Raw genomic sequence first — 14,429 nt, 5'->3', positions numbered from 1 at the left:
GCTACTCAGTTCTTATTGCTGAGATATCCTCGATAGTCTTCTGTGTGAAGTAGTCGTTTGGCATTCTCGACTCTTTCTTTTGTTGGCGGTTCAATACCTTCTAGTGGATAATCTAAGCCAAGTGTTTCCCACTTATATTTCCCCATCGTATGGTAAGGTAGAATCTCTACTTTAGCTACATTGTTCAATGTCTTGATAAAGTCATCTAGCCGAATCAAGTATTCATCATAGTCACTGCGTTCAGGAACTAATACGTGTCTGATCCACACTGGCTTATTGATTTCAGAAAGATATTGCGCCATCTCCAGAATATTTTCATTATCCCAACGTGTTAACTTTTTATGCTCTTCGTTGTCGATGTGTTTGATATCAAACAGTAACAATTCAGTATACTTCATCAATTCTTGAAAACGAGAAAAGAATGGTTCGTCACGCGTGAAAGGCTTCCCACAAGTATCTAGCGTAGTATGCATACCACGCTCTTTCGCTTTCTTGAACAGTTCGATCAAAAAATCGATCTGTAATAAAGGTTCGCCTCCACTAACAGTGATACCGCCTTCTGAACCCCAATAGGAACGATAGCGCTCTGCTTGGTCTAATAGTTCATCCGCCGTATATTCTTTTCCTCCGCCTATATTCCATGTATCAGGATTATGACAAAATTCACAACGCATGCGACAACCTTGCATAAAAACGACGAATCTAACGCCTGGTCCATCTACAGAACCAAACGTTTCGATCGAATGAACATAGCCAATTGTTTTTTCTTCCATAAGGATCACTTCTTTTCTTTGATTTCATTTTATTTCAAAAGACACTTGAATCAACCGATTGCTAGGAAAAGACGAGGGCAAAGACCTCCGCCTTGCCCTCAACCTTTTTCAATCGTTCTTTTTAATGATAGATCGTATTATTTATTCCGCTTTACATTCTATCGTGTGATGTTCTCATCAATACGTCTAATTGTTGTTCTCTCGTTAGATCACGGAATTTAACAGCATAACCTGAGACACGGATCGTCAAGTTAGGGTATTTCATTGGATTTTCCATAGCATCACGTAATAGATCATTACTAAATACATTGACGTTCAAATGGTACGCTCCTTTAGAGAAGTAACCATCTAATACATTACGCAAGTTGCCGATACGTGTTTCTTCATCTTTTCCAAGACCGGAAGGATTGATCGTTTGCGTATTAGAGATCCCGTCACGTGCATACCCATAATTGATTTTAGCAGTTGAGTTAAGACTTGCCAACAATCCATTTTGTTCTGCATTGTAACTTGGGTTTGCCCCAGGAGCAAGAGGTTTACCTGCTTCACGTCCATCAGGTGTGTTACCAGTGTTTTTACCATAAACCACGTTTGATGTGATTGTTAATAATGACGTTGTTGGTGTGGAGTTACGGTATGTTTTATGACGTTTGATTTGTGTCATAAAGTATTCTAAGATCCATTCTGCTAACTCATCTGCTGCATCATCGTCATTTCCGTATTTAGGGAAGTCGCCAGTTACTTCGAAATCAACGGCAATTCCTTTTTCGTTACGGATTGGTTTCACATCTGCATATTTGATTGCTGACAAGCTATCCGCTGCATGAGAGATTCCAGCAATCCCTGTTGCAAATGTACGTTTCAAATCTGAATCCATCAATGCCAGTTGAGCTGCTTCATAAGAATATTTATCATGCATATAATGGATGATGTTTAATGTATTCACATATAACTCAGCTAACCAGTCCATCACATTCATAAATTTGTGTTTTACTTCTTCAAAGTCTAATACATCAGCTGTGATTGGACGATATTCAGGAGCAACTTGGGCACCAGTTACTTCATCAACCCCACCGTTGATTGCGTATAATAATGCTTTTGCTAAGTTCGCACGAGCCCCGAAGAACTGCATATCTTTTCCAACAACTGTTCCAGATACGCAACATGCAATAGCGCAATCATCTGAACCCCATTGTTCGCGAAGAAGATTGTCATTTTCAAATTGGATAGATGAGCTTTCGATCGCAATTTTACTTGCATAAGTTCTGAAGCCTTCTGGTAAATGTTCTGAATATAAAACTGTTAAGTTTGGTTCAGGAGAAGGACCCATGTTAGTCAATGTGTGCAATAGACGGAAATCATTCTTAGTTACTAATGAGCGTCCATCTAAGCCCATTCCAGCGATTGAAAGAGTCGCCCAGATTGGGAATCCTGAGAATAATTGATTGTATTCTGGTGTACGGGCAAATTTCACCATACGTAATTTCATGACTAAGTGATCGATCAATTCTTGTGCTTCTTGTTCGGTGATCACGCCATTATCTAAGTCACGTTGGATATAGATATCTAGGAAAGCAGAGATACGTCCGATTGACATTGCTGCACCATTTTGTGATTTGATGGCTGCTAAATAACCGAAGTATAACCATTGTACTGCTTCTTTTGCATTAGCAGCTGGTTTAGAGATATCATAGCCATATTTTGCAGCCATTTCTTTCATTTGTGCTAAAGCACGATATTGTTCTGTGATTTCTTCACGAAGACGAATGACTTCTTCATCCATTGTATGGAAACCTGTCATATCATGGTCTTTTTTCTTTTGTTCCATCAAATAGTCAATACCATACAATGCGATACGACGGTAGTCACCAATGATTCGTCCACGTCCATAAGCATCTGGAAGGCCTGTAATGATTTTGTTTTTACGTGCTGCACGCATTTCAGCTGTATAGGCATCAAATACACCTTGGTTATGTGTTTTACGCCAATCGCTAAAGATATGTGTCAACTCATCATTAGGTGTGTAACCATTACTTGTTAATGCATTGTTAGCCATATTGATACCACCAAATGGCATAAATGCTTGTTTCAATGGTTTATCTGTTTGTAAACCAACGATTTTTTCAAGATCTTTGTCTAAATAACCTGCATCATGTGAGGTAATCGTTGAAACGATTTCTGTGTCCATGTCATAAACGCCATTGCGTTCAAATTGAATATCATTTAGTTTTTGTAATTCTGCCCAAAGCTTTTCTGTTGCTTCAGTTGGTTTTTCTAAAAAGCTGTCGTCTCCACGGTATTCAGTGTAGTTATTTTGGATGAAGTCTCTTGTATCTACGCCTTCTTTCCATTTCGTTCCTTTAAATCCATTCCATTGCTCCATTGTATGGACCTCCCGTTATCTGTTTTATGTAACAGTTTTTACGTGATTAGTATAACACAGACGAGCATCTTTGCAAGGGTTTTCTTGTTTTTTATTTAACAAAAGATGGCGTTTTTATTCGCTTATATCAACAAACGCTAATATACCAAGCTTTAGCAATTGTGAACACTTTCATATTTTTTATCTTAATATTTATAATTTTTTAATAATCAGAAAAAAGAAGGTAGTTCTGTATTAAAACAGATCTACCTTCTTTCAAAAAAACTATAACAGTTAATCGGTAATGGCTACTTCAGGTGGCTCAATGACTTTGATCACTTCGCCACCTTTTTTCTCGTCAACTGCAAATGAGCCATTAGAGGTTCGATCGCCAATCGGATAATCCGTTGGGTCAATCATTAGCTCTTGACCTTTTTGATTGATGATCATTATTTCTTTGGCGTTTCCTTCAGACATATGAATAACTCGATGTGGGTTTTTCTTTAGTTCACGTAGAACCGTAACACCACGTTTTGCTCGAGAGGTTTGACTAATTTCTTGCGCAAGCATCCGTTTTACCGCACCACGTTGAGTGACGATGATGATTGGCGTATCTCCTTCTGTCAAAACGAGTAACCCGTTAACGACAGTATCTTCGTCTTTGAGGTTGATTGAACGAACGCCAGCAGCTTTTGCTCCTACCACAGGTACTTCTTCTAATGGATATCGTAACCCCATCCCTTGGTAGGTGACTAAAAAGAGATCTAAATCTGTTTGACCTTCTACCAAGTAAGACGCAACTAATTCATCATCGTCACTTTTGAGTTTCATGCCACTTAACGGACGACTCTTATAAGTACGCCATGGTTCAAATTCAGTCATTCGAGTTTGTTTTACCCAGCCATTTTTACTGATGAAGACCAATGTTTTTTCTGCTTCGATTTTTTTGTATGGAAAAACAGCTAGAATCGATTCATCAACCGAAAGATTGACAATCGTTTGTGAAATATGTTCTCCAGCATCTTTCCATTTTAAATCTGGCAATTCATGGACAGGACGATAAATGACATTTGCCTTATTGGTGATCAACAACACATGATCCAAGGTATTTAGTTCACCAGAATACAAGAGATAGTCCCCTTCTCTCATGCCGATTTCCTCTGGTTTAGAAGCACTATATGAACGTAGACTAGTCCGTTTCACATAACCTTCCTTCGTTACGCTGACAATCACATCTTCTTGTGCTACTAACACTTTTGTATCAATTTTGATTTCTTCGATTTCGTCTTCAATTGTCGTTAAACGTGCATTAGCATACTTTTTCTTGACCTCACGAAGTTCTTTCTTCATGACTGAGAATAATTCTTTATCATTAGATAGAATTTTGTTTAATTCAGTGATTTGTGCTATTAAGCTTTCTGATTCTTTACGTAATTCCGTAATATCCGTATTTGTTAGACGATATAGTTGCAACGTCACGATTGCTTCAGCTTGTTCTTCCGTAAACTGAAAAACTTCGACTAAATTTTGCTTCGCGTTTTTCTTATCTTTACTTTCTCGAATCGTGGCAATGACTTCATCCAAGATCGACAAAGCTTTCATTAAACCTTCTACGATATGCTGGCGCTTTTGTGCTTTTTCTAAATCAAATTGACTTCGTTTCGTGATTACTTGTTTTCGATGATCAATATAACTACTTAAAATATCTTTTAACCCCACTTGATGCGGTGTCATGTGATCAATAGCTACCATATTGAAGTTGTAATTGATTTGTAGTTCAGTATTTTTAAACAGGTAATTGAGGATACCTTGTGCGTTAGCATCTTTTTTCAATTCAACCACGATCTGTAATCCAGTGCGGTCACTTTCATCTCTAACTTCAGCAATGCCATCGATTTTTTTATTTAAACGGATTTCATCCATTTTCTTCACTAATGTGGCTTTATTTACTTCATAAGGGATCTCGGAAATCACGATTTGCTGCTTGTTCCCTTTAATCGCTTCAATTTTAGTCTTTGATCGCAGAATGACTTTTCCACGTCCAGTTTCATAAGCTTTTTTGATCTCTGCTTTTCCTTGTAAGATTCCCCCAGTAGGAAAATCAGGACCAGGGATATAATCCATTAGTTTCTCTAAACTCGCTTGGGGATGATCAATGAGGTAAATCGTACCATCAATGACTTCTGCTAAGTTATGGGTAGGGATCTCCGTAGCATAACCAGCGGAAATTCCCGTTGAACCATTGACTAATAGGTTTGGATATCTCGCTGGCAACACAGTTGGTTCTTTTTCAGTATCATCAAAGTTCCATACAAGATCAACCGTATTTTTTTCAATATCTGCCAACATTTCACCACTCAATTGGGAGAGCCGTGCTTCTGTATAACGCATAGCAGCTGGTGGGTCACCATCCATACTACCGTTATTTCCGTGCATCTCTATAAGTACTTCTCTTAGCTTCCAATCCTGACTCATCCGAACCATGGCTTCATAAATACTACTGTCCCCATGAGGATGATAATTCCCCATGATATTTCCGACAGATTTGGCAGATTTACGGAATCCTTTATCAAAAGTATTGCCATCTTTATTCATCGCAAATAAAATTCGTCTTTGAACGGGTTTCAATCCATCTCGGATGTCTGGCAATGCTCTTTCTTGAATAATATATTTTGAGTAACGTCCAAAGCGGTCACCCATCACTTCTTCTAGGGTTAGTTCTTGGACTTCTTGACGTTCTTCCATTAGGTGACCTCCTATTCTTCTACTAATTCAGATTGTTTCTCTTCATCGAACAATTCATTGGACGTAGCTGTATTTTCAATATCTTCTTTTTTATCTAAGATACTACCATCTTCTTCTAACGTGAATTGCACATGATTTTCGATCCATTTTCGGCGAGGTTCAACTTTGTCCCCCATTAATGTCGTCACGCGACGTTCCGCTTGAGCAGCATCATCTATCCTCACGCGAATCAACGTTCGAGAGGCTGGGTCCATGGTAGTTTCCCACAATTGTTCTGCATTCATTTCTCCAAGACCTTTATAGCGTTGCAACATATAGCCTTTACCAATTTTTTTGATGGTCGCTGCTAATTCATCATCTGTCCAAGCATATTCGACCACTTGTTTTTTTCCTTGACCTTTAGAAACCTTATAAAGCGGTGGTAATGCGATATACACTTTTCCTGCTTCAATCAATGGTTTCATGTAACGATAAAAGAACGTCAGTAATAGCACTTGAATATGTGCACCATCGGTATCCGCATCGGTCATGATAATAATTTTGTCATAATTGCAATCTTCAATTGAAAACTCAGGTCCAACACCTGAACCGATCGTATAGATCATCGTATTGATTTCTTCGTTTTTCAAGATGTCTTGCATTTTTGCTTTTTCAGTGTTGATCACTTTCCCACGAAGAGGCAAGATGGCTTGGAATTTACGGTCTCTTCCTTGTTTTGCTGAACCACCAGCAGAGTCTCCCTCCACGAGGTATAATTCATTCTTTTTCGGATTTCGTGATTGAGCAGGTGTCAGTTTTCCTGAGAGTAATGATTCACCTTTTTTACGTTTTTTCCCATTACGGCTTTCTTCTCGAGCTTTTCGGGCAGCTTCACGAGCTTCTCGGGCTTTGATTGCTTTTCGCACTAACATTTGGCTCATTTCACTGTTTTCCTGTAAATAAAAGCCCATTTGTTCTCCAATGACATTATCTACTGCCGTACGGGCAATTGGTGTACCCAATTTTTCTTTTGTCTGTCCTTCAAATTGTAAGAGATTCTCAGGTACTCGAATGGAGAGAACAGCTGCTAAACCTTCTCTAAAATCACTACCTTCGAGATTCTTATCTCGTTCCTTCAGCAAGCCCACTTTTCGGGCATATTCATTGTAGGCTTTCGTCATCGCTGACTTCATACCGACTTCATGGGTGCCTCCATCTTTCGTTCGGACATTATTCACAAATGACAACACGTTTTCTGAATATCCATCATTATATTGGTAAGCAACTTCGACTTCGATACCGTCTTTTTCACCAGAAAAATAAACAACTGGTGTCAACGTATCTTTTTCTTCGTTTAGGTAGTCAACAAATTCTTTGATTCCTTCTTCGTAGTGAAAAACTTCCTTGATTGGTTCTTCACCACGCAGATCAGAAAGTGTGATTTTTACTCCTCTTAAAAGAAAAGCTGATTCTCGCAAACGTTCAGATAAAATATCATAAGAAAATTTAGTAGTGGAAAAGATCGTGTCATCTGGTAAGAAATGAACTGTCGTTCCATTGGATTTCTTGGTTTTCCCGATTTTTTTCAGTGTACCATCAGGCTTACCACCATTGCTGAATTTTTGTTGGTATTCAATCCCATCACGGACGATTGTAACAACCAACCATTTTGATAAAGCATTGACCACACTTGCTCCGACACCGTGTAGTCCCCCTGAGGTCTTGTATCCTCCTTGACCGAACTTTCCGCCGGCATGTAGTACAGTAAAAATCACTTCAACTGTGGGGATACCAGAAGCATGCATCCCAACTGGCATACCACGACCGCTATCTGTCACAGTGATACTATTGTCTTCATGAATGGTTACATCAATTTCATTTCCATATCCAGATAAAGCTTCATCAACCGCATTGTCAACGATCTCATAGACTAAATGATGTAAGCCCCGGCTATCCGTTGACCCGATATACATTCCTGGTCGTTTTCTAACTGCCTCTAATCCTTCAAGAACCTGGATCGATGCATCATTATATTCGTTCTTTACTTTTTTTGCCAAGGCAAACGCTCCTTCAATAATACTTTACGGTTAAAACCGCATCACGATAATCATACTAGAAATACGCATGAAAAAAAAGAGGTTAGGAAAGAATTAAAACTTAATTACTAACTAACCTTTGAGAATACCATCTTTTTTATTCTATTGTTCGCTTTTGTCTTGCCGATTAAATATTTCACGTTATTTAAAATGCAAACATTTAGTTATCTTTTTCGTTCATATTGTTCCACTCGATTTTTATACAACGATCCATGACGATGTCTTTGCGATTTGCTGATTGAAGCTTGTTTGCTGCTTCTTCATTTGCGATACCTAATTGCGCCCAAAATACTTTTGCTTGAGTCTGTAAAAAGTCAGCAGCTACCTCTGGCAAAAATTCACTACGCCGAAAAATATCCACGATATCGATCGGTTCTTGGATTTCCTGTAGCGATGCATAGACCTTTTCGCCTAAAATGATCTCTCCTGCTAATAATGGGTTCACTGGAATGATACGATATCCCCGTTCTTGCAGAAATCGAGCAATTTGGTAACTTGTTCGTTCTTCCTTGTTACTCAAACCAACAATTGCAATCGTTTTTGCTGTTTTTAAATAATCGAAGATTTTTTCTTGTGTTGGATTTTCAAATGACATAAATAATACTCCCTTTCCTTCACTCTTTCAAGTATTTCCAATTGTTCACGTACTTTATTCATGATAAAATAAATATTAGTTTCAAATTGAAAGAGGTAGAACAATGAAATTAATTTTATTATTGGTACTTGCCTATCTTCTAGGCTCGATTCCTTCGGGGGTTTGGATAGGTAAATTATTTTTCAAAAAAGACATCCGCCAACATGGTAGCGGAAATACTGGCACCACCAATACTTTTAGAGTTTTAGGAAAAACAGCAGGTACAATTGTGTTGTTCATGGATATCTTGAAAGGAACCTTGGCAACTTGCTTACCAGTTATTTTCCACGTTACAACCATTAATCCCCTATGGTTTGGTGTTTGTGCGATCTTAGGTCATACATTTCCTATTTTCGCTGGCTTCAAAGGAGGCAAAGCAGTTGCAACAAGTGCTGGAATGTTACTTGGATTCAATCCTCTATTTTTTATCTATTCCAGTATCATCTTCGTTGTTACGCTCTTTTGTACTAGTATGGTAAGTTTAACAAGTATGATCAGTGCAACTTTGATCACTTTATCAACGATTATCCTTCCTTACATCGCACCTGGTATCTTACCTAAGCAAAACTGGCTATTGACGATCATTGCATTTTTAGTTTCTGCCTTTATTTTCTATCGCCATAAAGAGAATATCCTACGAATCAAAAACCATACAGAAAGTCGTATCCCCTTCGGATTGAATAGTAGTAAGAAAAAAAATTGACCTGAGAGAAAAACAGTTGACTAATCAGCCAACTGTTTTTTTAGCTTTTAAATGATTGATTCGTTAAGAAGCGAAAAGAAACGATTAGCAAAATAAAGGGAACATGAATCATTATACCTGATTTCCTCTGATTAATTGAAATCAAACAACTTTAGGATAACCACTATTTTACCGTAATCGAATATTTTGTTTGAAAAATTTCATGTGCGCCTAGTTGATTGATTCCAGCTTTTTCCATCAATTCTCCCGAGCTGCTTACTGTATCTGCGATACCACACCAAGGTTCGATACAAACAAAAGGCGCTTCTTTTGGATAAGGTGACCAAATCCCAACATATGGCATATCTTTATAACTCAATGTCACACTGTGGCTAGATTTTTCACTACGGATGGCATAAGCGTTCAATCCTTTCGTTTCAAATACTAGTGCATCATTTTCAAAAAGATCGTGTACTAATGCAAGGTTGGTATTTGTTTGTCCAAGTGTTTTTTGTTCCATATCGATATATGGCCCACTTAAAGGTAAACGCAAACGTGATTTTTTAGGTGAAAACGCAAGATAAAAATCATCAAAAGTCAATCCTTCTTCCAGAGGAACATTAAAGGCTGGGTGACCCCCAATCGAAAAGAACATTTCTTCTTCTCCAGTATTAGCCACTTGATAATGAACAGTGATCCCATCTCCACCTAATTCATAAGAAATCACTAATTCAAAATCAAAAGGATAATTTTTTTTGGTCTCGGGTGTGCTTCTTAACAAAAAGCTGGCTAATTCTTGACCATGTTCGATTACTTCAAAATCCATATCTCTCGCAAAGCCATGTTGCCCCATTGAATAAGTCTTTCCTTGGTACGTGTATTGGTCATCCTTTAATCTTCCAACAAATGGAAATAAAACGGGCGCATGTCTTCCCCAATACGCTGGATCAGCTTGCCAAATATACTCAAGATTATTATCCTTTGATTTTAAACTGACCAATTCTGCTCCATGTTCAGCAATTTCAGCAATCAATTGATCATTTTGAATGATTACAGTCATTATAATTCCTCCACCGTTAAATCTTAGGACCTGAGATAGCTAGTCTCAGGTCCTAAGCTATTCTTATTTTTTCCAACAAGAAGTATCCGAATCATCCTTGGCATTACTCGTGTGTTTCAGCGAAAAGAAAACCCAAAGGAGACTCTTTTTGTTTACTTCGTTCCTACTGAATAGATTCATCTAATCAATCGGTCATAGATTTTTAGTAACTGTGTTTTGTTAATTCTTCTTTGAATCTGGAATTTAGAACTTTTAAATACGTCCCTTTCATCCCAAGGGAGCGTGATTCAATGATCCCAGCTGACTCTAATTTACGTAATGCATTGACGATCACTGAGCGAGTGATCCCAATTTTATCCGCAATATTGGATGCTGTTAAACGTCCTTCATCGCCTTCTAAGGCATCAAAAATCGCTTGAACTGCCTTCAATTCGCTATAAGACAAAGTATTGATCGCCATTTGGACAGCTGTTGCACTTCTGACATCCGCTTCAATACTACGTGATTTTTGATAAAGGATCTGCATGCCGACTACCGTCGCACCATATTCAGCTAACACTAGGTCTTCATCGGTAAAGGCTTGTTCCATCCTTGATAAAATAATGGTTCCTAACCGCTCGCCAGCACCAAAAATAGGGACTACTGTCGTCAAACCAAATGGGTATTTTTCTCTTGCTTCAAAAGGAAAAGCAGTCATTTCACTACTGATCGGAATATTGGCTTCCGTTTTGTTCAATTGATCAACTGTGTCAGTATAAGAATCGGGAAATTGCTTTTCAACAAACATCATTTTTATCCGTTCATTGTTGACATCATGACGTTCATCATAGCCTAATAAAACTCCTTCACTGCTAATGATATAGACATTACTATCTAAAATAGCACCTAATGTCACAGCCATTTTATCGTAAGGTAAATCAGCTCGCAGATCGAAAGTATTTTTTTGTTGTAATAATTTGTTGATATTGCGGGTTTTTGTTAATAAATCCGTCATTTTCTTCCTCCGATTTTATAAAATAAAACGACTTAAATCTTCATTTGCTACAATCGAACCTAATTTTTCTTCTACATAAGCTTCCGTAATCGTGATTTCTCCCATTTGCATGTCAGGTGCTTCAAACAATAAGTCTTCTAACAATTTTTCTAAGATCGTGTGCAAACGTCTAGCTCCGATATTGTCTGTATCGCGGTTCACATCATAAGCGATTTGAGCGATTTTCTCAATTGCTTCTTTCGTAAAGATAACTGAAACATTTTCTGTACCAATTAATGCTACGTATTGTTTGATTAGTGCATTGTTTGGTTCAGTCAAGATTTTAATAAAGTCATCTGCAGTTAAATCATCTAATTCTACACGTATTGGAAAACGTCCTTGCAATTCTGGAATCAAATCACTTGGTTTTGATAAATGGAAGGCACCAGAAGCAATAAATAAGACGTGATCCGTTTGGATAACTCCATACTTCGTGTTCACTTGTGAACCTTCAACGATTGGCAGGATATCTCTTTGGACGCCTTCACGTGATACTTCACCAGATTGTTGTGATTTTGAAGTGATTTTATCGATTTCATCAATAAAAATGATCCCGCTTGATTGTGCTAATTGAATGGCTTCACTATGGATGTCAGCATCTTTGACTAGTTTACTTGATTCTTCTTTGATCAACAGTTCAAGTGCATCTTTTACTGCTAACGTGCGCTCAACCTTTTTCTTCGGTGTTAGCGCCCCTAATGTTTCATTTAAATCAATGCCCATCTGTTCCAAACCATTGTTCATCATTGGAGCTGGTTTCTTTTGTTCTTCTATTTCGATTGTTACTTGACGGTTATCAAGTAAACCTTTTTGTAATTGTTCTAGAACCGTTTTCCGATTGACACGGATTTCTTCAGTCACTTCTTCTTGCGGTTCTGCTGTATTTTGTTGCGCAACATTGAACATGTTCATCATTTGTTCAAATTGATTTCCTGTTTGTTTTTGTTCTTTTTTAATTCCAGGAACCAGCACTTTTACTAATCGTTTTTCTGCTCTTTTCTTAGCTTCAGTATATACACGACTATATTGTTCTTTTTCAACGATCTGGATCGCATTTTCTACTAGATCACGAACCATCGACTCCACATCTCGACCAACATAACCTACTTCTGTAAATTTCGTTGCTTCTACTTTCACGAAAGGAGCGTTGACGATTTTTGCCAATCGGCGAGCGATCTCTGTTTTCCCTACCCCTGTTGGTCCGATCATCAGCATATTTTTAGGTGTGATATCTTGTTGCATTTTTTCATCTAATTGTAAACGGCGATAGCGATTGCGCAAAGCGACCGCAACTGATTTTTTAGCTGCTTGTTGTCCAATGATATATTGATCTAATTCATTAACGATTTGTCTTGGTGTTTGTTTTAATTCATACATTCTTCTTCACCTCTATAATTCTTCCACAATAATATTATGATTTGTAAAGATACAAATGTCTGCTGCAATATTCAATGCATTCTCTGCGATTTCTTTGGCACTCATGTCGTTTTGTGCGTAGTTCTTCATTGCTCGAGCAGCAGCTAATGCAAAATTCCCTCCTGAACCAATAGCCAAAATTCCATCATCTGGTGCAATCACTTCCCCAGTACCTGAAACTAATAACATTTCTTTTTCATTCATTACGATCAACATTGCTTCTAGTTTTTGCATGGACTGTTGTGTCCGCCATTCTTGCGCTAATTCCACTGCAGCTCGCTGTAAATTACCATTGTATTCATTTAATTTGCCTTCAAATTTTTCTTCCAATGTAAATGCGTCTGCGACACTTCCAGCAAATCCTACGATGACTTCATCATTATAGATTCGACGGACTTTTCTTGCGCTTCCTTTCATCACCACGGATTCGCCCATTGTAACTTGACCGTCACCTGCCATTGCAAATTTTCCATCTTTTTCAACGGCACAAATCGTCGTTGAATGAAATTGTGATTCTACCATAGTTATTTCCTCCCAATTAAGATTACTGATCCTTTTCTATTACGCTCTTGGATGAAACGAGCGATAATTTTTTTGTAAACTTTCTTTTGTCACGTGAGCATAGATCTGTGTAGTAGATAGATTAGCATGACCCAACAGCTCTTGAACTGTCCGCATATCTGCACCATTATTCAGCAAGTGTGTAGCAAAGGTATGCCGCAGCATATGTGGATGGATCGAACTATCTAAACTACTCTTTTTAATCACTTGATTCAATACATACTCGATCCCTGTTGGCGTAATTGGTTCACCATGATGGTTCACAAAAACATAGTCATGACTCTTGTGGTATTTATCCATCAGCACCTTTCGCCCTTTTTCAAAATACTCTTGTAAGGCATCTTGTGCGAATGAACCAAGTGGTGCATACCGTTCTTTATTCCCTTTACCATGAATCAACATGACTTCGGAGTCGAAATCGATTTCTGCTAGTTTCAAATTACTGCACTCGCTTAATCGAATCCCCGAACCGTAAAGAACTTCTAATAGCGCTTGGTTCCTCAAATCTAAAGGTTTTTCTCCTTTGACACTGTCAAATAATACTTGCATTTCATTCTCATAAAAAAAGCGAGGTAGTTTCAAATTTTTCTTTTTTAGGTGGACATAAGAAAAAGGATTTTCTTTGATCACTTCTTCTTTTAAAAGGTATTGATAAAAAGAGCGCAGACTTGCAATCTTACGACTGATCGAATTTCTGCTATATCTTTCATCAGTTAGGTAACTTAAATACACTCGAACATCTAAGTGATTGATTTTTAATAAATCATCCTCTCCTGATTCTGTAAGAAATCTTTCAAAATTAGTGAGGTCTTCCTCGTATGCTTCTCGTGTTTTTTCAGAGTAACCACGTTCCACGATTAAATAACGCAAAAACTTATCTTTCCACGTTTGTTCTAGCATTTTATCACCTTCCTTTTAATCCCAGAGATAAATTTAGCATAGCAAAATTAAAAAAACAAATAAATTGTCAGAATTTAATCAATATTTCTAAGTTTGTTCACAATTGAAACAATTAATTTGACAAATTTCTTAGATTACGACCTTTTTTTTAATCTGATATTTACTCATTTTTTACCAAAAGAAAAAAT

The 14,429-nt window shown here is 37.7% G+C and carries 11 protein-coding genes; 1 reads left to right on the top strand and 10 read right to left on the bottom strand.

Features of this window, described 5'->3' with window-relative positions; all coding sequences use genetic code 11:
• Positions 1-5: 5 nt before the first annotated feature.
• The 5 genes from pflA to IGK91_RS04915 all read right to left on the bottom strand — a co-directional run bounded on the left by pflA (position 6) and on the right by IGK91_RS04915 (position 8,550).
• Complete coding sequence (pflA, locus tag IGK91_RS04935; RefSeq protein ID WP_010737384.1) at positions 6-773, bottom strand: pyruvate formate-lyase-activating protein; 768 nt, start codon at positions 771-773, stop codon at positions 6-8.
• 151 nt (positions 774-924) lie between these two features.
• A complete protein-coding gene (gene pflB, locus IGK91_RS04930; RefSeq protein WP_010719453.1) occupies positions 925-3,156 on the bottom strand; it encodes a formate C-acetyltransferase in 2,232 nt (743 codons plus the stop codon).
• Between the two features lie 273 nt (positions 3,157-3,429).
• Positions 3,430-5,880, bottom strand: coding sequence for a DNA topoisomerase IV subunit A (parC, locus tag IGK91_RS04925; protein ID WP_010719454.1), 2,451 nt, complete (start codon positions 5,878-5,880; stop codon positions 3,430-3,432).
• Positions 5,881-5,891: 11 nt separating this feature from the next.
• Positions 5,892-7,916, bottom strand: coding sequence for a DNA topoisomerase IV subunit B (gene parE, locus IGK91_RS04920; RefSeq protein WP_010737383.1), 2,025 nt, complete (start codon positions 7,914-7,916; stop codon positions 5,892-5,894).
• Positions 7,917-8,115: 199 nt separating this feature from the next.
• Positions 8,116-8,550 (bottom strand): CoA-binding protein, encoded by a 435-nt coding sequence (locus tag IGK91_RS04915; RefSeq protein WP_010719456.1) that lies wholly within the window; start codon positions 8,548-8,550, stop codon positions 8,116-8,118.
• Between the two features lie 103 nt (positions 8,551-8,653).
• Here IGK91_RS04915 and plsY point away from each other — a divergent pair, with 103 nt between their 5' ends.
• Positions 8,654-9,292, top strand: coding sequence for a glycerol-3-phosphate 1-O-acyltransferase PlsY (gene plsY, locus IGK91_RS04910; RefSeq protein ID WP_010719457.1), 639 nt, complete (start codon positions 8,654-8,656; stop codon positions 9,290-9,292).
• Between the two features lie 163 nt (positions 9,293-9,455).
• On the opposite strand, the gene IGK91_RS04905 is transcribed toward plsY, so the two are convergent.
• The 5 genes from IGK91_RS04905 to xerC form a co-directional block, all read right to left on the bottom strand.
• Positions 9,456-10,331 (bottom strand): aldose 1-epimerase family protein, encoded by an 876-nt coding sequence (locus tag IGK91_RS04905; protein ID WP_010737381.1) that lies wholly within the window; start codon positions 10,329-10,331, stop codon positions 9,456-9,458.
• Positions 10,332-10,533: 202 nt separating this feature from the next.
• Positions 10,534-11,325, bottom strand: a complete 792-nt coding sequence (gene codY, locus IGK91_RS04900) for a GTP-sensing pleiotropic transcriptional regulator CodY (protein WP_010719459.1) — start codon at positions 11,323-11,325, stop codon at positions 10,534-10,536.
• Positions 11,326-11,340: 15 nt separating this feature from the next.
• Positions 11,341-12,741 (bottom strand): ATP-dependent protease ATPase subunit HslU, encoded by a 1,401-nt coding sequence (hslU, locus tag IGK91_RS04895; RefSeq protein ID WP_010719460.1) that lies wholly within the window; start codon positions 12,739-12,741, stop codon positions 11,341-11,343.
• A 12-nt stretch (positions 12,742-12,753) separates the two neighbouring features.
• Entirely contained in the window at positions 12,754-13,302 is a 549-nt protein-coding gene (gene hslV, locus IGK91_RS04890; RefSeq protein WP_010719461.1) for an ATP-dependent protease subunit HslV, read from the bottom strand.
• 39 nt (positions 13,303-13,341) lie between these two features.
• Entirely contained in the window at positions 13,342-14,241 is a 900-nt protein-coding gene (xerC, locus tag IGK91_RS04885; RefSeq protein ID WP_010737380.1) for a tyrosine recombinase XerC, read from the bottom strand.
• Between the last annotated feature and the right edge of the window lie 188 nt (positions 14,242-14,429).

The organism is Enterococcus sp. DIV1208 (assembly GCF_050530455.1).
In the GTDB taxonomy this organism is placed as follows: Bacteria; Bacillota; Bacilli; order Lactobacillales; family Enterococcaceae; genus Enterococcus_B; species Enterococcus_B hirae.
Note: the sequence above shows the minus strand (reverse complement) of the source record. Positions and strands in the feature narration are given on the sequence as shown.